At 57.7% G+C, this 24,480-nt stretch carries 22 protein-coding genes; 11 read left to right on the top strand and 11 right to left on the bottom strand.

What is annotated here, in order from left to right; all coding sequences use genetic code 11:
- The first annotated feature begins 27 nt into the window (after window positions 1-27).
- The 3 genes from CIC07_RS12570 to CIC07_RS12560 all read left to right on the top strand — a co-directional run bounded on the left by CIC07_RS12570 (window position 28) and on the right by CIC07_RS12560 (window position 3,275).
- Complete coding sequence (locus CIC07_RS12570) at window positions 28-990, top strand: ComEC/Rec2 family competence protein (RefSeq protein ID WP_157741909.1); 963 nt, start codon at window positions 28-30, stop codon at window positions 988-990.
- A gap of 2 nt (window positions 991-992) precedes the next feature.
- Complete coding sequence (locus tag CIC07_RS12565; RefSeq protein WP_157741908.1) at window positions 993-1,817, top strand: inositol monophosphatase family protein; 825 nt, start codon at window positions 993-995, stop codon at window positions 1,815-1,817.
- A 105-nt stretch (window positions 1,818-1,922) separates the two neighbouring features.
- The gene (locus tag CIC07_RS12560; protein WP_076355828.1) at window positions 1,923-3,275 is read left to right on the top strand and encodes a hypothetical protein; all 1,353 of its coding nucleotides are present in this window, start codon (window positions 1,923-1,925) and stop codon (window positions 3,273-3,275) included.
- A gap of 118 nt (window positions 3,276-3,393) precedes the next feature.
- Here CIC07_RS12560 and CIC07_RS12555 read toward each other — a convergent pair whose 3' ends face one another.
- Window positions 3,394-3,825, bottom strand: a complete 432-nt coding sequence (locus CIC07_RS12555; RefSeq protein WP_175619185.1) for a MarR family winged helix-turn-helix transcriptional regulator — start codon at window positions 3,823-3,825, stop codon at window positions 3,394-3,396.
- Window positions 3,826-4,274: 449 nt separating this feature from the next.
- Between CIC07_RS12555 and CIC07_RS12550 the strand changes: the two genes are divergently transcribed.
- The gene (locus tag CIC07_RS12550) at window positions 4,275-5,180 is read left to right on the top strand and encodes a cation diffusion facilitator family transporter (protein ID WP_076355832.1); all 906 of its coding nucleotides are present in this window, start codon (window positions 4,275-4,277) and stop codon (window positions 5,178-5,180) included.
- Between the two features lie 94 nt (window positions 5,181-5,274).
- Here the strand turns inward: CIC07_RS12550 and CIC07_RS12545 are convergent, their stop codons facing one another.
- Window positions 5,275-6,153: a radical SAM/SPASM domain-containing protein gene (locus tag CIC07_RS12545; RefSeq protein WP_076355834.1), complete on the bottom strand. Its 879-nt coding sequence runs from the start codon at window positions 6,151-6,153 to the stop codon at window positions 5,275-5,277.
- 201 nt (window positions 6,154-6,354) lie between these two features.
- Between CIC07_RS12545 and CIC07_RS12540 the strand changes: the two genes are divergently transcribed.
- A complete protein-coding gene (locus CIC07_RS12540) occupies window positions 6,355-6,759 on the top strand; it encodes a RidA family protein (RefSeq protein ID WP_076355836.1) in 405 nt (134 codons plus the stop codon).
- Window positions 6,760-6,829: 70 nt separating this feature from the next.
- The gene (locus tag CIC07_RS12535; protein WP_076355838.1) at window positions 6,830-7,186 is read left to right on the top strand and encodes a nucleotide excision repair endonuclease; all 357 of its coding nucleotides are present in this window, start codon (window positions 6,830-6,832) and stop codon (window positions 7,184-7,186) included.
- A gap of 123 nt (window positions 7,187-7,309) precedes the next feature.
- Here CIC07_RS12535 and CIC07_RS12530 read toward each other — a convergent pair whose 3' ends face one another.
- A complete protein-coding gene (locus CIC07_RS12530; RefSeq protein ID WP_083687972.1) occupies window positions 7,310-8,074 on the bottom strand; it encodes a YheC/YheD family protein in 765 nt (254 codons plus the stop codon).
- 144 nt (window positions 8,075-8,218) lie between these two features.
- Window positions 8,219-9,067: an AraC family transcriptional regulator gene (locus CIC07_RS12525; RefSeq protein WP_076355840.1), complete on the bottom strand. Its 849-nt coding sequence runs from the start codon at window positions 9,065-9,067 to the stop codon at window positions 8,219-8,221.
- A gap of 180 nt (window positions 9,068-9,247) precedes the next feature.
- On the opposite strand from CIC07_RS12525, the gene CIC07_RS12520 reads away from it, so the two are divergent.
- Window positions 9,248-10,507: a glucuronate isomerase gene (locus CIC07_RS12520; RefSeq protein ID WP_076355842.1), complete on the top strand. Its 1,260-nt coding sequence runs from the start codon at window positions 9,248-9,250 to the stop codon at window positions 10,505-10,507.
- 24 nt (window positions 10,508-10,531) lie between these two features.
- Here CIC07_RS12520 and CIC07_RS12515 read toward each other — a convergent pair whose 3' ends face one another.
- From CIC07_RS12515 to CIC07_RS12500, 4 genes are all read right to left on the bottom strand, one after another.
- Window positions 10,532-11,740: a chromate transporter gene (locus CIC07_RS12515; protein ID WP_076356998.1), complete on the bottom strand. Its 1,209-nt coding sequence runs from the start codon at window positions 11,738-11,740 to the stop codon at window positions 10,532-10,534.
- A gap of 208 nt (window positions 11,741-11,948) precedes the next feature.
- Window positions 11,949-12,419 (bottom strand): hypothetical protein, encoded by a 471-nt coding sequence (locus CIC07_RS12510; protein WP_076355844.1) that lies wholly within the window; start codon window positions 12,417-12,419, stop codon window positions 11,949-11,951.
- Window positions 12,420-12,537: 118 nt separating this feature from the next.
- Window positions 12,538-14,022 (bottom strand): alpha-N-arabinofuranosidase, encoded by a 1,485-nt coding sequence (locus CIC07_RS12505; protein WP_076355846.1) that lies wholly within the window; start codon window positions 14,020-14,022, stop codon window positions 12,538-12,540.
- A 13-nt stretch (window positions 14,023-14,035) separates the two neighbouring features.
- Window positions 14,036-14,392, bottom strand: coding sequence for a DUF6171 family protein (locus tag CIC07_RS12500; protein ID WP_234992913.1), 357 nt, complete (start codon window positions 14,390-14,392; stop codon window positions 14,036-14,038).
- A 133-nt stretch (window positions 14,393-14,525) separates the two neighbouring features.
- Between CIC07_RS12500 and CIC07_RS12495 the strand changes: the two genes are divergently transcribed.
- Complete coding sequence (locus tag CIC07_RS12495) at window positions 14,526-15,320, top strand: helix-turn-helix domain-containing protein (protein WP_076355848.1); 795 nt, start codon at window positions 14,526-14,528, stop codon at window positions 15,318-15,320.
- Window positions 15,321-15,375: 55 nt separating this feature from the next.
- Here CIC07_RS12495 and CIC07_RS12490 read toward each other — a convergent pair whose 3' ends face one another.
- Entirely contained in the window at window positions 15,376-16,251 is an 876-nt protein-coding gene (locus CIC07_RS12490) for a helix-turn-helix transcriptional regulator (protein WP_076355850.1), read from the bottom strand.
- A 178-nt stretch (window positions 16,252-16,429) separates the two neighbouring features.
- Between CIC07_RS12490 and CIC07_RS12485 the strand changes: the two genes are divergently transcribed.
- Complete coding sequence (locus CIC07_RS12485) at window positions 16,430-18,292, top strand: beta-L-arabinofuranosidase domain-containing protein (RefSeq protein WP_076355852.1); 1,863 nt, start codon at window positions 16,430-16,432, stop codon at window positions 18,290-18,292.
- A gap of 163 nt (window positions 18,293-18,455) precedes the next feature.
- Here the strand turns inward: CIC07_RS12485 and CIC07_RS12480 are convergent, their stop codons facing one another.
- Together CIC07_RS12480 and CIC07_RS12475 are read right to left on the bottom strand one after the other, a co-directional pair.
- The gene (locus CIC07_RS12480; RefSeq protein WP_076355854.1) at window positions 18,456-19,733 is read right to left on the bottom strand and encodes an MFS transporter; all 1,278 of its coding nucleotides are present in this window, start codon (window positions 19,731-19,733) and stop codon (window positions 18,456-18,458) included.
- On the bottom strand, window positions 19,730-20,374 hold the full coding sequence (locus tag CIC07_RS12475; RefSeq protein WP_076355856.1) for a TetR/AcrR family transcriptional regulator: 645 nt from the start codon (window positions 20,372-20,374) through the stop codon (window positions 19,730-19,732). Before CIC07_RS12475 ends, CIC07_RS12480 begins: the two co-directional genes overlap by 4 nt.
- Window positions 20,375-20,715: 341 nt before the next feature.
- Between CIC07_RS12475 and CIC07_RS12470 the strand changes: the two genes are divergently transcribed.
- Window positions 20,716-21,900, top strand: coding sequence for an ACP S-malonyltransferase (locus CIC07_RS12470; protein WP_157741907.1), 1,185 nt, complete (start codon window positions 20,716-20,718; stop codon window positions 21,898-21,900).
- Entirely contained in the window at window positions 21,884-24,469 is a 2,586-nt protein-coding gene (locus CIC07_RS12465) for a non-ribosomal peptide synthetase (RefSeq protein WP_076355860.1), read from the top strand. Before CIC07_RS12470 ends, CIC07_RS12465 begins: the two co-directional genes overlap by 17 nt.
- The last annotated feature ends 11 nt before the right edge of the window (window positions 24,470-24,480 follow it).

Below are 24,480 nucleotides of genomic sequence, written 5' to 3'. Positions count from 1 at the left end.
AGGGAAAATTAAAGAGGAGGAATTACGTTGCCATTGCCTACTGCCGTTCACTTCCTCAACGTCGGATGGGGAGATGCCCACTTGATCCTTACCCCTTCGGGAAGCGTCACGTTGATTGACGGCGGAGACAGCCTTCAGGCTCCTTGCCGTGATCACCCGCTGTCCTGGATGAAGAGGCAGCGCATCGGACGTCTGGATTGGATGATCCTGACGCATCTTCACGAAGACCATTTGAACGGACTGCTGGATGTCGCCCGCAGCCTTCCGGTCGTCCATGCCGTGCTGCCTTATGAAATCCCCGACCTTCACCCCGATGCGGCAGCATCCATGACAGGCCGCCGCATCGAGGAGAGCCCGCAAGCGCTGCGGGTCAGCGGAATACTGGCCGGCTACCGGGAGCTGGTCAGGCTGCTCAGGGAACAGGGAACCAGGATCCGGTGGAGATCCGATTACAGCTCCGCGGGCAGCTCGACCGTATGGGAGGAAGGGCCTTGCCGTCTGGTCCACTTGTATCCGTGGCTGGGAGACCCGCTTCCAGGGCTGGAAGTTCTGGCAGAAGCCTCAAGGGAAGGAAATCTTTCTGCCGAGGATGCACTGGAGAAGCTGGAGCTTTTTTTTGACCGCTCCAACGACGACAGCTCCGTCTACCGTCTGGAGGAGGCCGGCGCCGAGGGGCAGGGCGTCCTGTTCGGAGGAGACTTGCTGGCTGCCGGCTGGGAGCGCCTCTCCGAGCGGATGGAGCTGAAATGCAGCGTGCTGAAAGTGCCTCATCATGGCTTGGAGGATGCTTTTGGCGAGCTGCTGCTGTCTGCTGCGCTGCCGGCTCATGCCGTCATCCCCATCTCGATCGCCCGCTCCGAACCTCTGGAGGGGCGTTGGAACGGGTTATGCTCCCCGCTCGGAGTCGCCGTTCACCTGACAGGCGCAACTGCGCCTATGGAGAAGAAGCGGCTGACTTCCGGATCGATCGAAGCGTGGATTGGAGGATGAGAATGAGCGGACTATACGAGCCGGAGATCGAGGAGGAGCTGCTGACAGCGGCGATCGCTTATGCGAGAGAAGCCGGAGAGCAGATCCTGCGCCGGATGAAAGAGCCCTATGCGCTCGGAGACAAGGTCAACCGGAGCGATCTCGTGACGGAAGTCGATCTGCATAGCGAGAACCTGATCCGGAGCCGGATCGGCTGCCGCTATCCGGACCATTGGATCCTCTCGGAGGAGCAGGATGGTTCCCGGGATTGCTTCCGCTTCATCGCCGATCCGCCGCCGGGATACGGATGGATCGTCGATCCGATCGACGGAACCGTCAACTTTGTCCACGGAATTCCGCATTTCGCCGTATCCATCGGCATCGTCAAGGACGGAAGCCCTCTTCACGGAGTTGTGTACAATCCGGCGACGGACGAGCTGTACCAAGCTTCTAGAGGCGGAGGGGCTTATCTCAACGGAAATCAGCTCCGGGCCGACGCGGAAGGAGATTTGGCCTGCTCGCTGCTTGCCACCGGCTTCCAAGCCTCGGATTGGAGAAAGGATTCCGTAGCCGCTTCCCAGGTCGCGCGGGTAGCGGGCGTTTCTCGCAGCGTGAGGGTGCTGGGCGCCGCCAGCCTGGATTTATGCCACGTCGCGAGCGGCCGCCTGACCGGATTTTGGCATGACGGGCTTTATCCTTGGGACGTGGCTGCGGGAATGCTGATCCTACAGGAGTCGGGAGGAGTCGTGAGCAATGCGGGCGGCGAGCCTTTTGCCCTGCACGACAAGACGCTGGTCGCATCCAACCCGAGCCTGCAGCCCGGCCTGCTCTCGCTGTTGTTTACATAAGCTTGAGAAGCCGATAACGCGAACCTTACAAAAGCCCTATATGATGAATAAGCTGTCTGACATCAAGATGTCAGACAGCAAAAGAATATTTGGGAGGTAGTAGGGATGAAGCAGCTTCGCAAATGGCTTGGATTGGTCGTGGCCGGCATCATTTGCTTGTCGGCGGCGGGATTGGGAAACCCGGGCCAGGCTCATGCGGCCTCGGAGCGGGAGCTGGCCGCTTATTGGGCGCCGGAGTTCTATCAGGATGTCAACGACACGTATGGGTACCGGGCCGATTATGTGACCAATTTCAACTATGACGGAGATTGGGTCGGCAACAACAATTGGGAGAACATCGACCGTTTTCCATTGAAGTCGTACATCTATTATTCACTCGTGGAGACGGAGACCCATTACTTCATCGGGTATTACGACTACCATGCACGCGATGACGGCCCCCTGAGCCTGGACAAGCACGAGAACGACCTGGAGGGCTTGATGGTTGTCGTACGCAAGGATGGAAGCGCGTATGGCTCCTTCCAGCTCATGGAGACGGTGGCGCACAACCAGATGTATCAGTACAGCAATCTTCCCCTGACGAACGGATCCGACAATCTGGATGGAGGCGTCCTGTTCAACGGCTCCCATCCCAAAGTATTCATTCAATCCAACGGCCAAAGTCCGATCGGGGGCCACGGCAACCACGCCTACGACGGCACCGGCGCACCTGGCGGAGACGGCATCGTCTATTATTACGGAGCCCGCGCCGATGTCGTCACGGACGCTTCGGGTAGCTATTCCAAACGGTACAGCTATGACTTGCTTTCCTTCGACGACTTCTGGAACCGCCGTTATGACATCGGAGACGGACACACCTTCGGCGGCTGGGGCAAGCTGGACGGCGACAATTATCAGGCGGACTCGGCCGCCATGCCTTGGGTTTGGGACGATCTTGATGACGGCCCGACGTTCGCAGGCGATTTTCTCAGCGACCCCGCCCATATGGTGGACACGCATTTGAACGGGCTCGGCGCCTTCTCGCATGCATATGTACGCCATCCCTATTATTCCCATCGCATTCAGGTCCAAAAAATGACCAGCTTGGCGAATCGGGATCCATTCGGAGGAAGCAGCGACATCTACGTCAAAATCCGCGCCAACGGAAGCGGAGTTTCCGACGACAGATTATGGAAGAAGAACGATGCGCCGATCGGCCAATCCTTCTCCGTCGCATGGGGAACGCTGGACGCTGCCTTCCCGAACCAATACAGCTCGGCCTACAACGACCGCTACGTCAATGTTCCTGCAGGCAGCGCCATTTCCATCGAGATCAACGATTCCGACGGAACGAGCGGCGACGATGCGATGGGCGCGCTGACGGCCTCGCCTCAACCTGGCCAAGTCGTCGCCTGGACGGATGCGCTCACCAGCACCGGCGAAGCCAGAGTGACCGCGACCATCTGGGCTGCCAATTAAGCGGCCTGAAGGCAGAGGCGGCTCGCTTGATCCTTCAAGAATGCGATCCGCTTCATGCGTTCTTGCCACGAAACGAAAAAACCGCGGATATCCGCGGTTTTTCGTTTCGTCCTTTCAGCTATGATTTGGTTTTGGGTGCTGAGCTGAGGGAATAGATCTGCTCCTCGATGATGTCGCTCGCCTTGCCCAGGAACTCGGCAATGAGCTCAAGCTCCTCCGGCGCGTAGGAGGCGGCCAGCTGGATCATCCTCGCATGCAGCGGGTCGTACGTCTCGCTGACCTCTTTCTTATCCTCGTACAGGGGAACGATGATGACCTTGCGGCGGTCCTTCGGATCGTTCTGCCTGCGCACGAATCCGTTTTTTTCGAGCCGGTCGATCAGAGCGGTGACGCTGCCCGTCGCAAGTCCGGTGAGCTTGGACAGCTCGCCCGCGGTAATCGGGCCTTTTTCATGAAGAATATCCACGGAAAGGTAATCGTTATTGTACAGCCCGAGAGAGGAGGCGGCATATTGCTGGTAAAGGACGGTACGGGTGCCGAGGCTCCGCATCCGCAGCGTGAGGCGCTCCTGCTCTGCTGTCGGTTGTTCTTGTTTCTGTTCGCTGGACAAAGGGCAGCCCTCCTTTTACTGTGCGAATATCTTGACTATCAAGATATTCGATTAAAGAGATGCTTGATGAGTTTAGATTGATTGTATCAAAACCGGAACCATTTGCAAAGGAATGTCGGATGACGGCAACAAGAAGCTGCGGGCCAGGTAGCGGGAGGGGGAATCACCCTATCCCTAGTTGCCGGCCTGCCAAGCGGCTCTCGTTATTTCCATGCCTTTCATAGGACATATTTGAACATGTCCTAAAGAGTGGCGTGGAAGAAACATTATTTACATGCCTAAATTAATTGAGCGCTAAGAAAAAACGTTTCTCTAGACCCACTTGCTCCTTTCTTGTTACCATAACCAGGTTGGTTGGAAGAGGGGTTCGAGGGGAGTCAGAATAACGGATGGAAGAGCAGCAAAAGAGATTCGATAATCTAAAATTGGGCGAACGAGGGGCCATCATAAGCATTCTGGCCTATATCTGCCTATCGGCGCTCAAGCTGATCATAGGATATGCTTCGAATTCGGAGGCGCTGCGCGCGGACGGCTTGAACAATGCGACAGACATCGTCGCCTCGATCGCGGTTCTGATCGGACTGAGGCTCGCCCAAAGGCCGGCCGACGAGGATCATCCTTACGGCCACTGGAAGTCGGAGACGATCGCATCCCTGGTCGCATCGTTCATCATGATGGCCGTTGGCTTTCAGGTGCTCTACGGAGCGGTCATGTCGATCTTCCAAGGCAAGGAGCAATCTCCGGATCTCGCTGCCGCATGGACCGGCCTTGCCAGCGCCGCCGTCATGTACTTCGTCTACCGCTACAACAAGAAATTGGCGGTTAAGATCAACAGCCAAGCCGTCATGGCGGCTGCGAAGGACAATATTTCCGACGCTTTCGTCAGCATCGGCACGGTCATCGGCATTGTCGGCTCCCAGTTCCACCTTCCCTGGCTCGACCCGCTGACGGCCGTTCTGGTCGGATTCATCATCTGCAAGACGGCCTGGGATATATTCCGCGAAGCTTCGCATCATCTATCCGACGGCTTCGACGAAACCCGGATCCAATCGTTCAAGGCAATCGTGCTGGGCGTCGCTGGCGTACGCGGAGTCAAGAGCATCCGGGCCAGAAACTACGGAAGCAACGCGGTCGTCGACATCGTCATTCTCGTAGCGGCGGATTCGGAGTTCCGGGCGGCGCACGATATCGCGACGAAAGTGGAGGAGGAATTGATCCTCACCGAGGATGTGTACGAGGTTCATGTCCATTACGAGCCGACCCGCTCCCCTAAGAAGCAAATCCGCGAAACATGAACAGCAAAAGCTCATCTCCATGCGCCCACTTGAGGCGGCTGCATGGAGATGAGCTTTTTGGCTGTCGTTGAGGCCGCTGCCGGACGTTGTGTCCCTACGTTCCGAAGCGCTTGCGATAGCCGCATTTGCGGCATAATTCCTCGACGGCTTCCCGGCGGGAAAACCCGTCGTACAGCTTGTTCGCGCGGTCGCCTTCGATGATCTCGGCGAACGGCTGCTGGTTGATGTTGCCGAGGTTGATGACGCCTTCGCCATCCAGGCAGCATGGAACGACCGTACCATTGGCGAGAATCGCGGCCTGGTTGCGGAGGCCATGGCAGAATCCTTTGCCGTCGTCCTCTTCGGCGTCCAGATCCGGCCATTCGAACTCGTGATCCTGGTTCAGATAGAGCCGGTCGGCGATTTTGAGTCCCGAGCCGCGCTGGAACTGCTCTTCGATCTGATAGTCCAGGCCGAACTCCCGCTCGATGATCTCCAGCACCTGGCGGTTGCGCTTGATCTCCTGGTTGGTGGCATTGTCCGTTCGCAGATTCCAGAGCCGGAGCGAGAACAGAATGTCCGTCGATTCCAGAGCCTCCTTGATGAACGACAGGATCGTCGATACATAGGCTTCTTTGTTGGTGGAGCCGATATGGCCGTCGAAGCTGTGCAAGGAAAAGTTCATCTGGCGCAGCGCAGGCTTGTTCAGCAGCTTGGCTTTATTTTTCATGATCAACGTTCCGTTGGTCGTAATGTTCACCTTGAAGCCGCGCTCATGGCTGAGATCCAGCAGCTGATCGATTTTGGGATGCAGCAGCGGCTCGCCCTTCACGTGAAGATAGATGTAGTCGGTATGAGGCTTGATTTCATCGAGTCTCTTGACGAAGTCGTCGACCTTGATGAAGCTGGCCTCCCTCTTGGTCGGAGGGCAGAACGTGCAGGCGAGGTTGCACACGCTCGTAATTTCAATATAGAACTTTTTGAATTTCTTCAAGACGGATCCTCAATTCTCTCTATGCGGATGCAAGTTAATGATCTCAGGACAGATATGGATCTATCATAGCATCTTCATTCTCTATAATCATCTTAATCTATGAACCAGGCTGTCGATGAGCCGGGGAAAAGGGAGAATGGCGGCCGAAGGAGAATATAACCTGGACCCGCTTACAACCATAAGAACAGAGAGGTGCTTAACATGAGTGAACAACATCACACCCGTTTCGTGAATCCGGACAAGCTGGCTCCGGCTTTCGGTTATACGCATGCCGTAGAGACGACTGCCTCCAGAACCGTGCACGTCTCGGGGCAAGTGGCATTCGGAGAACAAGGGCAGCTGATAGGCGAAGGCGACCTTGCCGCGCAGACGAGACAGGTGTTTGAAAATATCGCCGCTGCGCTCGAGGCCGTCGGCATGACCTTCCGGGATGTCGTGAAACTGACCTTCTTCATGACCGACATTTCCGGCATGCCGGTCGTCCGGGAGATCCGGGATCAATTCATCGACACGGCGCAGCCCCCGGCAAGCTCGGCAGTGGAAGTGCGCAGGCTGATCCGGGAAGAGCTGCTGATTGAGATCGAAGCCATTGCCGCCGGCAACTGACCGATAAGGAATTCCTTCCCCATCCATGGTATAATTCTTCTGATAGATAGGAAAAAGGACGTGAACAGCCTTGATAAGCATCACCATTCCGACACCGGAAGTGACCATCGCCAAACAGAGCAATCCCGATCAGAGCCATATTTTCGGATTTACGGATTTCCACCTGATCACGAGAGAAAAAGGCGGCATCTTCATGTTCTACAACGCCAAGGACGAGCTGCTGTTCGTCGGCAAGGCGCGGAAGCTGCGGCCTAGAATCAAGAAGCATTTCGAGGACTCCGTGTCGCCCATGAAGAAGCATCGCGACGAAGTGGCCAAAATCTCGGTCTGCGTCGTCGAGGACGCGGTTGACCGGGACATTTATGAAACCTATATCATCAATAAGTTCAAGTCGAAATACAATGTGGACAAGCAGTTCTACAACTGATTCAAGCAACGAAGCCCCCGTGCAGGATACAGCCGTATCTTGCACGGGGGCTTTGCGTTATGCCTTATGACGGCTGCGGAGCCGAAAAGGCATGCCTGATCGGCTCTCGGTTGTTGCTCTTGGCTATTTCTTCGTCGTGGACCTTTGTCCTCTCGCCGTTCTATCGAGGCGCCCGTAACGCAGTATTTTGCGGTACATCCGTTTGTCCGGCAGCGCGTTGAAGATGGATTTGTCCGGCTTGGAATTCACTTCAATGATCCAGGGACGCAGCTTCTCGTCGATGCCGACATCGACTCCATAGGCTCGGAAACGCGGGAAATAGGCGCCCAGATGGCTGCTGGCCTGCAGCGCAAGCCGGTTCAGCCGCTTCTCGTAAGCGGGACGATCCGCCTCTGGAACCTTGGAGCCGAGCAGCTCCCACAACGGCATCGGCTTGCCTCCGCTATGATAGTTGGTCACGATTTTGCGGGGAAGGGCGAGCCGCGCGACCGTTCCCGTTACTTCCCATTCATGCCGGGAATTGCGCTGCACCATGATTCGAAGATCGAAAGGCCTTCCTTCAATGCGCAGAAGCGGAATGCTCTTCTGAACCAAATACCGTTTTTTTTGCGACGAGGAAGCGAATGCGGCGTACGCTTTTTCGTACTGCCCGAATATACGGCTTCGAGTGCCGTTCTGAAGCCGGAACTTGCCGTTTTCCTTGGACAGCTTGAAGATGCCGAAACCTCCCGTGCCGAGGATGGGTTTCAAATAAACCGATCCATGCCGCTCCGCCATTCGCCGGACGGATTCCTTCGAGGCCATTGCCGTTGGCGGCAAATGCCCGGCAAGCTCTTCCTTTTTCATCATAATCCGATGTTTGCCGTGCTTGTTGTTCCAAAAAGGCACAGGATCCCTCCGTCGTTGATTGTCTCCAACTCAACTATATTCGCGATAGAGAAGGTCGGCCTGGACCATTCAACTAGATGGAACGAAGAAATATAGAATCAGTCCATAGAGGAGAGGCTTCCGTCCCTATGTAGCAGATTGCGATCAAGAATCCGGGCGGATCCCTTTCCGGTACAGATCGGGAGACATGCCGGTGTATTTCTTGAACGTCTTGCTGAAGTGGGAACCATGCTTGAAGCCGACCCGGTAGGCGATATCGGTGACAGGCCGCTGCCGGTCCATAGCGAACAGCACCTTGGCTTCATTTACACGTCGTTGGTACAAATAGTGGAACGGGGTGAGGCCTGTCACTTCCTTGAACAGCTTCGCCAGATAGTGCTTGTTCACATGCAGCTCCGCGGCCATCCCCTCCAGCGTGATGTCTTCCGCGAAATTCGCCTCGATATACGAGATGACCCGCTGCGCGCTGGCTTGCTTGGCGGAGGAAGGATCGGAGCCTTCTGCTTGAGGCTTCAGGGAAAATTCACGGATGAGCAGCAGCAGCTCGGTGAAGGCAACGAGGAAGCGGTCATGCGAGAGCGCATCGGTGGAGGAATAGAGCAGGCAGAGCCGCTGCAGCAGCGGCTCCAGCCTTTCCCGGTCGGATCGCTCCAGAGAAAGGCGCATGTTCTTGCTCTCTTCGAACGTCTTCAGAACGTCGGGCTCAATGAATGGAGGCCGCATCAGCTGGCCGGCAAACGAAGGATTGAAGTGGATGATCGTCCGGACGTAGTCGGCCTGCGCATCCACTTTCGGATAATGCAGCGTCGTGCCGTTGAGAAGAATCAGATCGCCTGGCTCCAGATCATAGATTTTGTCTCCGATCAGATAGATGCATTTGCCGCTGTGGAAATAATAGATTTCGTAATCCAGATGGGAATGGAAGGTTGCAGGTATCCGCGAAGTATTATGAAGCGCTTCAATAGGAAGCTGGAATTGCTCGCGCAGCGTCATTTTGGGACGGCTCCTTAGGTCGAGAGTTTCCTATTACCGTAACATAGTTTCCATATCATGACACCAACCAGGTATAAATAAGGAGCCGAGCAAGCCAATGAAGAACATGCCGGGAAAGACGTTGCAATGTTACACTGGCCGTAATGCGATGGATTTCTACTTTAAAGGAGAGCGATCACAATGACGACTGCATCTCAGCAGCAAGCTTCCTCCGTGCGCGCCACCGTCATGCGGCTGGCCCGGACGATGCCGGTGACGGACATGCACACGCATCTATACGCTCCTCAATTCGGGGAGCTGCTGTTATGGGGCATCGACGAGCTTTTGATCTATCATTACCTGATCTCGGAATCGTTCCGCTGGTCGGATGAAGACTACGACGCATTCTGGTCCAAGTCCAAGAAAGAGCAGGCCGACTTTATCTGGCAGCATCTGTTCGTCGACCATTCGCCCGTGAGCGAAGCGGCCAGCGGAGTCGTTGCCGTCCTGCATCAGCTTGGCCTCCCGGTCGCTTCCCGCAATCTGGACGACTATAGGCAAGCTTTCGCGGATCGGACGGCGAGCCAGCAGACGGACATCGTCATGCGCATTGCCGGCATCGGCAAGATCGTCATGACCAACGACCCGTTCGATCCGGCGGAACGGGAGGTGTGGCTTGCCGGAAAAGGCGCAGAGGATGAGCGCTTCCTGGCCGCCCTTCGGGTGGACGCTCTGCTCAATGATTGGCCGAATGCGGTGATCCAGCTGCGCAGTCTCGATTATGACGTGCAGGAGGAATGGACGGAGCGGACCAAGCAGGAGACCAGACGCTTCCTCTCGGAATGGGTGGACCGGATGAATGCGCTGTATCTCGCCGTATCCATGCCGGGCGATTTCGCCTATCCTGCCGAGGATCACCGCAGCCGGATGATCGATGAAGCGATGATTCCGGTCTGCACGGACAAGGGCATTCCGTTCGCGCTCATGATCGGTGTCCGCAGACGGGTGAATCCGCAGCTGCAGTCGGCCGGCGACATGAGCATGCGTTCCGACAGCGGAGCTGTGGAGGCGCTTTGCCGGAAATATCCCCGCCAGAAGTTTCTCGTCACGATGCTCGCACGGGAAAATCAGCATGAGCTTGCCGTGCTGGCCCGCAAATTCAGAAACCTGATGATATTCGGATGCTGGTGGTTCCTCCATATCGACTCCATGGTGGAGGAGATGACCCGGATGCGGATCGAGCTGCTGGGCACTTCCGTCATTCCCCAGCATTCGGATTGCCGGGTGCTTGAGCAGCTGATCTACAAATGGGGATATTCCCGAACGATCATCGGGAACGTTATGGCCGACAAATACGAACGGCTGCAGGACAGCGGCTGGCCGATCACCGAGCAGGAGATCGAAAGGGATCTGAACGACCTGTTCCATCAGAACTTCTGGCGCTTTCTCGGCAAAGCCTGACCGACGTCGATCCTGTTGGCAGCATCAGATGAATCCGATGAGCATGCCTCCAGCCGCTCCGGCGATGACCACGATCCAAGGCGGCAGCTTCCATAACGTCAGCATGAGAAACAGAATGGAAGCGAGAGCGAAATCGGCGGGACCGGCAATGGCGGAGGTCCACAGCGGGTCGTACAGCGCAGCGAGCAGAATGCCGACTACGGCAGCGTTGATGCCGGTCATCGCCCCTTGGATCCGGGGGCTTCGCCGAAGGGAATCCCAGAACGGCAAGGCGCCGGCGATGATCAGGAACGCTGGCAAGAAGATCGCGGCCGTAGCGACAGCCGCTCCGGATACGCCTTTGGCCATCGCGCCCAAGTAAGCGGCGAATGTGAACAGCGGTCCGGGGACGGCCTGCGCCGCTCCGTATCCGGCGAGAAAGTCCGCTTTGCTTACCAATCCGGCCGGTACCACTTCCCGTTCCAACAGCGGCAGCACGACATGGCCGCCTCCGAATACGAGGGAGCCAGCGCGGTAAAAACGATCGAATAGCGAAATCCATCCCCCCGGATACAACCGGCTCAGCAAGGGGAGAAGAAGCAGCAATCCGAAGAAGAGCGCCAGGCACGCGGCAGAGAATCTGCGGCTGATCGGGACCGGCAGGCTCGGCGCATCCGCGACATCTGATTTCCGGTACAGCCATATTCCGGCCAGTCCGGCCGCCGCGATCAGCAGCACCTGGCTGAATGCCGTTTGCCACATCAGCGTAACGGCCGATACGAGCACGACAATCGTTGCCCTGATCCTGTCAGGCGCTAGTTTCGGCCTCATGATTGCAATCGCCTGTGCCACAATGGCTACGGCTACGATCTTCAAGCCATGGATCCAGCCCATGCCTCCTATATCGAATCCCTTCAGCAGAAGCGCGAAGCCTGCGAGCGCGATGACGGAAGGCAGTGTAAAACCGAGCCAGGCAACGAGGCCGCCCAAAAAACCTGCCCGGACAAGCCCGATTCCGATGCCGACCTGGCTGCTCGCGGGACCGGGGAGCAGCTGGCAAAGCGCGACAAGATCGGCATAGCTTCGTTCGTCCATCCATCTGCGCTTGACGATGTATTCATGATGGAAATAGCCCAAATGGGCGACCGGACCTCCGAAAGCCGTCAATCCCAGCTTCATCGATACTTGAAGGACTTCCTTGAGAGCCCGCTGTTTGTCCAGCGGAGCATTTTCTGCGTTCGTGCCCGGATTCATCCGCTTCATCACTCCGATAGATTCATTCCATTCTTGATTCGCGATCGGCATGCCGACGAATCAGCCCTTCCATTATGGCATGAACGGGCGGAGGATGGATTCTCGACTTATCCGTCAAAGATTAAGATTATGTATAGCTGCCGATCCGATAACATGCTTGACCACATGGGAAATGGGAGAGGGAGTAAGACAGGAAGCAGAGCCGGCTTCAATGAACAGAGAGTCCATCCAGCCTTCCGCTGCGGATCAGCTGCCGCATGCGCGCATGTCTGAAGACGAAAAACAAATACACGCCGATATAAGTGGGCCAAGTCAGAAGGCCGTTCCTGAAATGAAGCTCATCTTGAAAAACGGCCGTACGACCCGAAGAAGCGGCTTGAACGCTCATTGTGTGCCTCCATGTTCTGATGATCGTGCCCGACTCGTCCGTCGACAGGACCTTGTTGCGGTCATCGATGGCGAGAAACGAAATCGTATGGGTGCCGAGCGGAACGAGCTTGAACAGATACATTCTAAGCTGATATGCCCGTGTCGACCATTGTTCAGGCAGCCGGTCCCTGCCGAGAGGCTTGAAGCCCAGGAGCGGAGAGGCGACGAGCTGAAAGGCTGCAGGGGATTTCAACTGATTCCATAAAACGTCTGGTGAGATGGGAAGTTCCGATTTCATCACGATGATCATGGGTTCGATTCCTCCTGGCTTGTCCGGTTCAAGGATGAATGCCGCCGAGCAAAAAAAGCGGGCCGCTTCGGCGGCCCGCTTTTTTTGCCCATTCATTTCAAGAGCCGCTGCTCCGAGTCTACACGGCGAACCGGATCGTCGCAACCGATGCGGGAGGCAGCTTCACCGCATACCCGGACCCAACCTGTCCGATGCTGTCGAGCGGCTTCAGGACGACCTGCCCGGGATTGGCGAACGTATTGGCGGCATGGATGGAGCCGCCGGCCAGAAGCTGTCCGCTGCATTCGAACCGACCGTTCGACCCGCGCAGCTCCAGCGCAATGTCCGCCTGCTTCTCCGGATGGAGATTGTACAGGCTCACATGGATGACGCCGTCTTTGCGGGAAGCCGTTGCGCCGATCTGCGGCATCGCTGCTTGATTGGAGCCCGCCTCATACGATCCGAACTGCCCGTGCAAGGCGAGCGCTTCGGCATCCTGATGCACGGCATACAGCTGGAAGGCATGATATGTCGGCGTCAGCAGCATGCGCTCGCCCTCGGTCAGAACGACGGCCTGCAGCACATTGACCATCTGGGCGATATTGGCCATCTGGACCCGATCGCAATGCTTGTGGAAGAGGTGGAAATGAATGGCGGCGACGAGAGCGTCCCTCATCGTATTCTGCTGGAAGAGAAAGCCGGGATTGCTTCCCGGCTCCGCATCGAACCAGCCGCCCCATTCATCGACGATCAGCCCGACCCGCCTTTGCGGATCGTATCGGTCCATTACCGTGCTGTGGCGGGTCAGCAGCTCATCCATATGGAATGCCCTGCCGAGAGTACGGGCGTATTCATCGGCGCCGAACTCCGTCGCCGAGCCTTTCTCCTGCCACGTTCCCGGAACGGTGTAGTAATGCAGGCTGAGGCCGTCCATTTGACCGGCGGCTTTCTGCATGAGCACCTCGGTCCAGCGGTAGTCGTCGGAATTCGCTCCGCCGGCTATTTTGTACAGCTTGTTGTCCCCGTATTGGCGGCAGTACGTCTGATATCGGCGGTACAGGTCGGCATAATGCTCCGGCAGCATATTGCCGCCGCAGCCCCAATTCTCGTTGCCGACGCCGAAGTAGGCGAGCTTCCATGGCTTGTCCCGGCCGTTCTGCCTGCGCAGATCGGCCAGGGGGGACTCGCCGTCGAACGTCATGTACTCCAGCCACTCCGACATTTCCTGCACCGTGCCGCTGCCGACATTGCCGCATATATAAGGCTCAGCTCCGATCAGCTCGCAGAGGCGGAAAAACTCGTGCGTACCGAAATGATTGTTCTCGACGACGCCGCCCCAGTGGGTGTTGATCATCCGCTTGCGCGACTCGCGGGGGCCGATGCCGTCCCGCCAATGGTATTCGTCGGCGAAGCAGCCTCCGGGCCATCTCAGCACCGGAATATGGAGCTTGCGCAGCGCTTCCAGAACATCGTTGCGGATTCCGTCCGTATTCGGGATGGGGGAGTCTTCTCCGACCCACAGGCCTTCGTAGATGCAGCGGCCGAGATGCTCGGCGAAATGTCCGTAAAGATTGCGGTTGATCGTGCCCGTTGTCCAATCGGTATGTACGACGGCTTTCAACATGCGGATTCTCCTCTCAAATTTGAGCGTGCTCTCCTGCTTGGACGGCCATTTCCCAGCTTGCGCGCTTGTCGGCCGAAGGGTGCGGGCAATGGCTGGGCTTGAGCCTGGCGCGGATGGCAACGAGGCAGCCGCAGTGCATGCAAGTCGTTCCGTAGGACAGGCTCTCGCATGAGGCGCAAGCCGACAGCCGCTGTTCATACAGCTGCTCGGACACGCTGTCTTCGGGACGGATCTTGGCCAAGATCCTCGCCAGATGCGATTCCGGAACGGCGACACTCTCGCGGCAGCCTTTGCAGGAATTACCGCTGCCAGCTGCCCTATCGGCCTTTAGATCGACGCTTAGGTCCCGGGCGCGCATGCTCTCAGACAAGCTTGCCGCCTCCTTTCTGTATGCGCTTTCTCAGTCGTTCTGGTATGATTATACCGGTCCCGAGCGCCATCGATCCATCCATTATGATCTTCAAAAAACTGACCTATCGTGCTGAGAGAGGAGAGTGCCAGCCTTGTTCCATCTGGTCAGCTGCGGATACCATTATGTTCATCCAGGCGGACTCGCCATCGAACGCCCACGCGGAGCGGGCAATTTCGCATTCGTCTTCTTCCGCAGCAAGTCGGAAATCATCGTAGAAGGAGTCCGCACGGTCGTCCCGTCCGGCACCCATATTCTGTTCCATCCCGCAGCCTCCCATCGCTATGCCGGAATCGAGCCGCCTTTCGTCAACGATTGGCTCCACTGCGAGGGCGAGGGGATGGAGGAATGGCTTCGGGACATCCAGTACCCGGTCAACGAGCCCGTAAAGGCGATCGATCCCCATCTCATTTCCAGAGGCATCATTGAGCTCCAGAGAATCAGCAGCCATGGAGGACAGCTCGCAGCCTCCATACTGGATCTTGAACTCCGGAGCCTGTTCATGAAGATCTGCAGTTCAAAGGGAGCATGGACGCTTCCCGAAGGGCAGAACCATTCCTACGGCGCTTTTGTCGATTTGAGGAGCGAGCTCCATAACTCGCCTCAGACGCGAGTCTCCGTCGAAGAGCTCGCAGCGCGCGTCAATATGAGCAAATCGTACTTCCAGCATGTGTACAAGCAGTTTTTCGGGGTGTCGGTCATGGCCGACATCATCAGAGGGAGACTGGAGTACGCCCAATATCTGCTCGTGAACAGCAGCCTGCCTGTAGCGGAGATATCGGGAATATGCGGATACGACAACGACACCCACTTCATGCGCCAGTTCAAGAAATTCATCGGCGTCACACCGCGGGGATACAGGGTATCCAGGCTTGAAATGAAACCGTGACCGCTGCGGCGCCGCATGACTGACTATCAGCACAACGCATGCGCCTGCCGCTCCCTCAGCGGTCGTCGATCGTCCGATGCTTCCTCCGGAATTCCCGCGGCCGAAAGCCGGTATGCTTGGCGAAGGTCCGAACGAAGAAGGGGAAGGAGCCGAAGCCCGCTTCTTCGGCGATGGAGCCGATGGGCTCGTCGGTATGGATGAGGCGCAGCTTGGCCTGCTCGATCCGATACCGGGTCAAATAGGACAACGGCGTGCAGCCGAACACGCTGCGCATGCAGCGGGAAATGTAGTTCGGGTGGAAGTGGACCGCCTCCGCGAGATCCGCATAGGAGATCGGGTCGCGGTAGTGTTGGCGAAGATAGGAGGCCGCATGCTCCGCGATCGCCAGACGAGGGTTCGCGGGCGGCTGCAAAACGGCGCCTTGAAGCAGCGTGAGCAGCATCTCCTGGAATAGGTTCTGCTGCTTCAGACGGTCGAGCGCGGAAGGCTCGTCCAGCAGCTGGTTCAGCTGGCGCAGCAGGCTGTAGACGGAATCGGGCTGGATGATGCTGCCGAACCGGGGAAGCTGAAAGGCGAACTGATGGATGCGGATGAAAGGATCGTCGGCCGTACGGGCATGCGGCTCCGCACTGTCCGCCGTCTCGCTCCAGGCTCCAAGCGTCTGCAGATGGACCCAGTAGAAATGGGTTTCGCTGCTGCACGGCTTATAGGAGCGGTGGGCGCGATCCGGCCTCAGCAGCAAGTATCGACCGGCACCGACATCGAATGTCGATTGCTCCTCGGCAACATGGAGGCAGCCCTTCGTAACGACGAGAAGGTCGAACACTCCGATGTCCCTCCGCGCGGGATGCGTGCGCCCGGGTCCGTAGGCATCTTCGCCGCTGAAGATGTAATGGGGCAGCGGAGGCGCGACAAAACGTATTTCCGGCATATAGGTGTAGCTCCTGACGGTATAATCAATTTTTAGAATAGAAGAGTCTCATCCTATTAGAACATTATGGCCGTGCTAAAGTCCAGATCGGACAAAAGCAGGTCGTGATTCGATCTTATCCGCATGACGCCGGCCGTGATATATTCCCTGGGTAATGCAACCGAAGGGGGAATCGGATATGAGCTTGAACAGATCGGCGTTTGAAACGCTGCCGCTTGGCCGCATCCTGCCGCTTGGCTGGATGAAGGATCAGCTGCTGCTGCAAGCGGATGGCCTGACAGGTCATCTGGAGGAGCATTGGGAGGATGTCGGTCCGGGCAACGGCTGGATAGGAGGCTCGGGCGAAAGCTGGGAACGGGGACCCTATTACTTGGACGGACTCGTTCCGCTCGCCTATCTGCTCCAGGACGAGCGCCTGATCGCCAAAGCCCGGCGATGGATCGAATGGTCTTTGGCCAGCCAGAGGGAGGACGGCTCCTTCGGTCCGGACCGGATCGAGTCTGTCAATCAGGATATAGATAAAAGCCAGGATTGGTGGCATTACATGATCATGATGAAGGTCATGATCCAGTACGAGGAGGCGACCGGCGACAGCCGCATCGTTCCTTTCCTCATCCGATTTTTCCGGCACATGCACAGGAACATCCAAGACCATCCGCTCAAGGACTGGGCTGTTCCGCGCGGCGCGGAGCTGATGCTGGCGCTTCATTGGACATACGGCAGGAGTCCGGAGCCTTTTCTTCTGGAGCTGTCGCAGACGGTGTCGGAACAGACGACGGACTGGACCGCCATCCTGGAACGCTTTCCGTTCTGGCGGAAGGTCGAGCACTGGGATCACCGCACGCATGTCGTCAACGTAGCGATGGGAATCAAGACGCCTGGCCTGCTCTACGAGCTGACGGGCGACGAGAAGCTCCGTTCGGCCGTCCACTGCGGCATCGACAGCCTGATGGCCTATCACGGGCAAGCCCATGGGATGTTCTCGGGAGATGAGTGGCTGTCCGGGACGCATCCTTCCCAAGGCGTTGAATTATGCGCCGTCGTCGAATATATGTTCACCTTGGAGCAGCTGGTCCGCATTTTCGGAGACGGACGATTCGGAGACATCCTGGAGAAGGTCGCCTTCAACGCGCTTCCTGCGGCGGTATCGGCCGATTGGACCTCCCATCAATATGACCAGCAGGTCAACCAGATCATGTGCAGCGTAGCCAAGCGGAGCTGGAGCAACGGCGACGAGGCCAATCTGTTCGGCCTTGAGCCGAACTTCGGCTGCTGTACGGCCAATATGCATCAAGGCTGGCCCAAGCTGGCTTCGCATGCCTGGATGTCCGACCGCCGCGGCGGGCTTGCCGCCGTCTCTTACATTCCTTGCATCGTAAAAGCCGCTGTCGGGAGCGGCAGCGAAGCCGAGCTGACCGTCAGCGGCGGTTATCCGTTCCGGGAGAACGTCTCCATCGGATTGAAGCTCGCCGGACCGGAGAAGTTTGCCCTTCATCTGCGCATCCCGGCTTGGTGCAAGGAACCGGCGCTGTCCATCAACGGCAAGCACTTGCGGCTGCAAGCTGCAAAAGGCTTTGCGATTGTGGAGCGGGAGTGGAAGGACGGCGATGCCATCGAGCTGAGTCTGCCGATGCAGGTCGAGCTGGCCTCGCGCAATATGGATGCGCTCAGCGTCGGACGCGGTCCTCTTGTGTATGCGCTTCCGATCGGCGAGAACTGGCTGCCGCATATCTCCAGGGAGAAGTTCGGCGATTGGGAGATCTTTCCGACGACGGCATGGCGGTACGGGCTTATCGAGGATGCCGGCTTTGAATTCGCGAGCGACGAGATTCCTTCCCAGCCCTTCCTGGCAGCGCATTCGCCCGTGAAGCTGAAGACGAAGGGCAAGCTCGTGCGCAATTGGCCAATGGCCGGAAACAATGCGGACGCTCCGCCTCTGAATCCCGTGACAGAAGGGCAGGAGGAGCAAGAGCTCGTTCTCGTTCCTTACGGCGGCGCGAAGCTTCGGATCGGAGAGTTTCCGAGAATTCAATCCCGCTAGCAGAGGAGAGAAAGGCGGAACGGGAACAACGGCTCGGCCGAAGGCTTCTTATGTCCCGAGCCTCCGGCCGAGCCGGCAACGCTCCGAACGACAGCCTCGTCGCATTCCGACGGGCTGTCTCTTCGCATTTGTGGCTAGCGGCCGCGTCGCATTCCGACTGGCGTCAGCCTTGCTCGCCATCGGCGGCGACTGCCGCTTGCGGTCCCTGATGCAGCTTGCGGACAAGCCGGGGGAGCGAGGCCAGATAAAATCCGCTGACCGCAACCGTGCAGATGGCAACGGAATAATGGAGCCAGGTGACCGAGATCCAGGCCGGGAATGCAAGAGCGATGCAGCCGAGAGCCAGTGAATGTCCCAGCATCATGACAGGCTCGATCAGGGCATTGACCCGGCCCATTCTATCCGGAGGGACGAGCTCCGGCATCCAGCTCCCGAGCGCGATGTTGATCGGGGCGATGGCGATTCCGGCAAAAAAGATGAGGACGAAATAGACATCGATCCGATCCGCCAAGCCCAGGCCGGCGATAAGCAGGCTGGAGAGGAAGAGGCCGCCGATCAGGATCGGAGCTCTCGTCAGCCGCCGTATCATCCATGGGCCGAGCACGCTGCCGATGAGGAAGCCTACTCCGAGGAATACCGTGATCAGCGATGAGTGGACGACGTATTGATCGGGGCTCAGCTTGTATTTCATGGCGAAGATGGGGAGCACGGCGAACACGCCGTTGACCAGGCCGAAAAACAGGAATCCGCTGATCAGGACCAATAACAGCCGATTGCCCATCAGGTATCGGAGGCCATGCCAAAAATCCTTGAGAAGCAGGGAGAAGCGGAGATCTTGGAGGCGGCCCGTTCCGTTCGGAGTGCGGGCATGGCCAGGGAAATCCCCCCGCGAAATCAGCAGGCCCGAGACCATGAAGCTGACGGCGTCCACGATGATGGCGCCTTCAATTCCGATGAAATGATAGGCGGCCGCGCCGAGGCTCATGCCGAAAAGCATGAACATGCCCATCACCATCTGATTGAGGCCCGAAGCCTGCACATAAGCGTCCTGAGGGATGCTGCCTTGAAGCAGCCCCATTTCGGCGGGACCGAAAAATTTGGAGATCGCGCTGCGGAGGAACAGAACCAGGAAGCAGGCGAACAGCAGGTCGAAATGGACGAACAGAAGCAGCAGCGCGGTAAGGCCCGCCCGTATCCAGTCGCTGTACGCCGCGATGATCTTGCGGTCGAATCGATCCGCAATGACGCCGACGATCCAGAATACCGCCAGTGTCGGGAGGGAGTACATGAGCTCGGCCGTCGTCGCCAGCGAAGGCTTTTCGCTGTACCGGTCGACCAGATAGAAGGCGAATGCCATATTGCCGACTACGCTGCCCAGCTGCGATGCGAAGGCCGCGAAGAACAGCTTGTTGAACGTCGAATTGCGAAACAGCGTCTTCATAGCGTTTCCTCCCTGGAGTTGGCTTGACCGGCGTGCCCCGGCCGAAGCATGCTGCTCAAATAAGTCAAAAGCGCCTGCAGCTGCATCCGGGTATTCGCCTTATCCATTCCCACGGTAAAAGAATGGGTGACGATTCCCTCTTGGAAAGAGGCGGCGATTCGGGAAATGTCCGTGACTTCCATGACGGGAATGAACTCTCCCCGGTCGACGCCTTTCTGCAGCAGGGCCGCAAATTGCGCGATGCCGCGGTCATAGCGGCTGCGAAGCAGGATTCGTCGCGTCTCGTCGCGCCAGCCGATCAGGAAATATTCATAGAAGGCGGGCATGAGCGACGAGTCGGTCAAATCCTGCAGCTGCCGGGAGTAAAGCTTGGTTACGACCTCCCAGATGGATGAGGACGATTCCTCCAGCGAATCGAGATACGGGCCGTAATCCGCATCCTGATGATCGAGCAAGGCTTCGAAAATCTCTTCCTTGGTTTGATAGTACAAGTAGATCCAGCCCCGGCTCATGCCCGTCTCCTCGATGATATCCTTGAGAGTTGCCGAGGCGTAGCCCTTATCCGCAAATACCCGCTTGGCCGCATCCAATATTTGCAGGCTCCTCTGTTCTTTTCGGCTCGTCGACAGCTTGGGCGACATTCCAACGACTCCTTTCCTGATTCCCCGACAAAATGAATCCTGTGTCATTTTCAGATTATATCGACCGCCCTTGTTTTTTTCAACCCGAAATTACGTCACCACCTAAAATATATAGATATTGATGAATATGGAATTATTTTGCTATACTGTGTTCAGTTCTTCCGCCTACACACCCCTACATCCGCAAGACAACGACTCTTCTGCCGTCTTTGTCCGCTTCTCTCAGCTGCAGTCATGCCCGATTGCTTCCGCATTCGTTCCGTCCCATACTCACTCATGGAGGGAAGGCAAAGATGAAAACGGCGCTGTTGTTTCCAGGTCAAGGTTCACAATATGCAGGCATGGGAAAAGCTCTTTACGACCGTTACGACACCGCCCGAAGAACCTTCGAGGAAGCTTCCGACACGATCGGCTACAGCGTTTCGAAGCTCTGCTTCGATGGAACCAAGGAAGACTTGACCCGCACAGACCGCGCCCAGCCCTGCATCCTCACCGTCAGCATGGCAGCCTTCCGGGTGCTGAACGAGCATATGGAGCTCGAGCCTTTCTACTATGCCGGCCATAGCCTTGGAGAGTTCTCGGCGCTCGCCGCCTCCGGAGCGCTCGGCTTCGCCGATGCCGTACGGCTGGTGACAGCCAGAGGGCGGCTCATGCACGAGTCGCAGCTGCAGGGGGAGGGAGGAATGATTGCTGTCCATGGACTTGAAGTTCCTATGCTTGAGGAAGAATGCGCTCGCCCGGAATACCGCGGCGCAGCGGTCGTTTCCAATCTGAATCTCGCCGGGCAGACCGTCATCTCGGGCAGGCGCGCCTCCCTTGCGGGCTTGAAGGAAAGGCTCGCTTCGCATGGAGCTGACATCGTCGAGCTCCAGGTCGGGGCTGCCTTCCACAGTCCTCTGATGAAGGAAGCGTCCATCCGTTTCAAAGACGAGCTGTCCCGTGTTTCCTTCGGGCCCATGCGCGGCTCGGTTCTTTCCAACGTAACGGCGCGCCCCTATCCCGACTCCGGAAGCATACCGGCCTTGCTGGCGGAGCAGATGGTTTCGGTCGTGGATTGGCGCGGCTGCATGCAATATCTCTTTGCCAGAGAGACGCGTCGCATGATAGAAGCAGGTCCGGGAGCGACACTGGGCAACATGCTGCGCCGGGATCCATCCACCTCCTGCCTCCTGGCATCAACCGACCGCGAAGCCGACTGGAGAAGCCTCGTCGGAGACGGGAAGCGGCCGCCGCGAGAGGCCGATATCGGCAGGATGCTGAAAGAAGCCTTGTGCGCAAGGAATGACAACCACAACGATTCCGCCTCCGAATACAAGCAGCGGATTTCCGCGCCATTCGCTGAGCTGAAGCGGCTGGCGCAGCTGGAACGGGAGGGGGCCGCCCTGCCTTCGGAAGCGGAGCATATAGCCCTTCAGGCTCTGGAACAAGTGCTGGACGCCAAGATGACTCCATCCGCACAGCGACAAGAAATCATGAACCGCCTAGTCCAAGAAGGAGGGATCCGGCTGCATGTACAATACGCTTAATGAAGCGTTGAGAAGAACATCCGAAGCCGAAGGGAGGGGAATTACATTCATATCCGGAGAGTCCGAGAGCGAGTTCATGGATTATGCGGCCTTGCGTGAAGCGGCTCTGGGCGCGCTCCATCGGCTTAGGGAGCATGGAGTCGAAGCCGGGGCTGAAGTCATCCTTCAGATCGACAGCAACCGCGACCTGCTCATCGTTTTTTGGGCCTGCCTTCTCGGAGGCCATATTCCGGTGCCGCTGTCGGTGGCGGGCAACGAGGAGCATGAGGCCAAGCTGGCGAGAATCGCATGCCAGCTGGATAATCCATACATGGTATCGGATTCAGTCCATGGCGGCGATCCCGGCTGGACAACAAGGTTTGAACATGCGCCTCGGCGCCGCTTGACCGCCGCGGCCCTAATGGACCGGTCCGTCCTCGCGACCGAGAACGAAACGGTAGGCCCCGACGATATCGCGTTCATCCAGTTCTCCTCCGGCACGACCGGCGATCCCAAGGGAGTGGTGCTCACCCACCGGAACCTGTTGGCGAATGTCTGCAACCTGAAGGACCGCTTCGGAACCGGCGATCGGGATTCCTTTCTCAGCTGGATGCCGCTGACGCATGATCTGGGCATGATCATGTTCCATCTGCTGCCGCTCGTCTGCGGTGCGGTCCAGTCCTTTCTTCCGACCTGGCTGTTCATCCGGCGGCCGATCTTGTGGATGAACAAGGCGGACCAGCTTGGAGCCACGATGCTGGCGTCGCCGAATTTCGGCCTCAAATATTTCCTGACCGCTTATCATAAGGCGGCTGCGCAAAAGGAAATCTCCTGGGATCTGAGCCGCATCCGAGCTGTGGTCAATGGCGCAGAGCCGATCGATGTCGAGGTATGCGGGCAGTTCCTCTCCGAGCTGGGTCCGTTCGGGCTCGACCGGAAGGCGATGAAGATGGGCTATGGAATGGCGGAAGCCTGTGTCGGCGTCTGCATACAGGAAGAGGACGAGGCGTTCACCACCTTCTACGTCCGGAGGGACAGCTTGAAGGTTGGCGATGCTGCCGTATTCATGCCTGCCGACGATCCGGAGGGATTGGCGCTGGCCGGTACGGGCACTCCTCTCGACGATTGCCGGGTCCGGATCTGCGACGACCTCGATCAACCGCTGCCGGAAGGTACGGTGGGGCATATCCAGATCGCCGGAAAAAATGTGACCCGCGGATATTACAACCGTCCCAAGGCGACCGAGCAGCTGTTCACGCCGGACGGCTGGGCGCGCACGGGTGATCTTGGATTTCAGATGGACCGCCGGCTGGCGGTTACGGGAAGAGCCAAGGACATCATTTTCATCAACGGAGCCAACTACTTCCCTCATGATATCGAGCGGCTGGCGGAAGAATGCTCGCAGCTGAAGATCAAACGGATGGTCGCATGCGGAATCTACAACAAAAACACGGGAACGGAAGAGGCGGCCTTGTTCATCCTGTACCGGGACAAGCTGGAGCAGTTCCTGCCCGAATCGGAGCGGATCCGCCGATATCTGAGCCGAGTCCTTGGGCTGCAGCTTTCCATCATCCTTCCCGTCTCCAAAATCTACAAGACGACGAGCGGCAAGCTCCAGCGGTACAAATACGCCGCTAGGTATAAGGAAGGCGCCTATGAACAAATCGAAGCTGAGCTCGCCAAGCTGATGCTTGCATCGGCCGCTCTACCCGGCCATGAACGGACCGGACCGGCGGGAGAAATCGAGCAGTCAGTCAGCCGGATATGGAGAGAGCTCCTGGGCAGGGATTCTATCGGCCTCCAGGACAGCTTTTTTGAAATCGGGGGCTCTTCCATGCTTTTGGCGCAGATGTACGAGCGGATCGAAGAGCTGTACCCTGGCGCGATCCTCATGACCGATATATTCGGAGCTCCATCGATTGAGCGGCTATCCGCGCTGATCGCAGGCTCAGCCCTCAGCGGCCGAGCCCACATCCGTCCAGATGCGGTGAAGCTTGCGCCCGGATTTTTCGCACCGGAATCGAGCGGGGCGGAAAACCGCTACCGGATGCTGCTGGACGGCGAGCGGCGCGGCAGGCTGCGCGCTTTCTGCCAACGCCTCGGCATCGGGGAAGAATCGGCCTATCTGGCCATGATGGCCTATTCTCTCTATGAACGCTCCGAGGAATCCTCCGTGACGGTGCATACGATGATGGACGGGCCAGGCTGGATCGTTCCCTTCACCGCCGATATCGGAGGCATGGACAGCATCGAGCAGCTGCTCCTTCTGGCTGCCGTAAGAAAGAAGCCTGGCGAAGCGCTCGTATACCATCTTTCCGATCTGGCGAAAGCAGGATTTGCTCCCGAAGCGGGACAAGCCCTATGCTTTCTCGGGATCAAGCGATGGGGGCTGCAGTGTGCAGATGTGCCGGATCCATTCGACATCAAGCTCGAATGGGAGGACACAGCGGGAGGAACGGTAGTGGAGTTCAGCTACCAGGCTTCCAGGATGAGCGGAATCCGGATGCGCGAGCTGTTCGGCTCGTTCGTCGACTCGCTGGAATCCTTGCTGTCTCCGGATCGAATGCCTGCCGAACCGGCTGCGCCATGAGCTTGGAAGGG

This window comes from Paenibacillus sp. RUD330, from assembly GCF_002243345.2.
GTDB lineage: Bacteria > Bacillota > Bacilli > Paenibacillales > Paenibacillaceae > Paenibacillus_O.
This window is presented reverse-complemented; position numbering and strand designations above follow the sequence as displayed.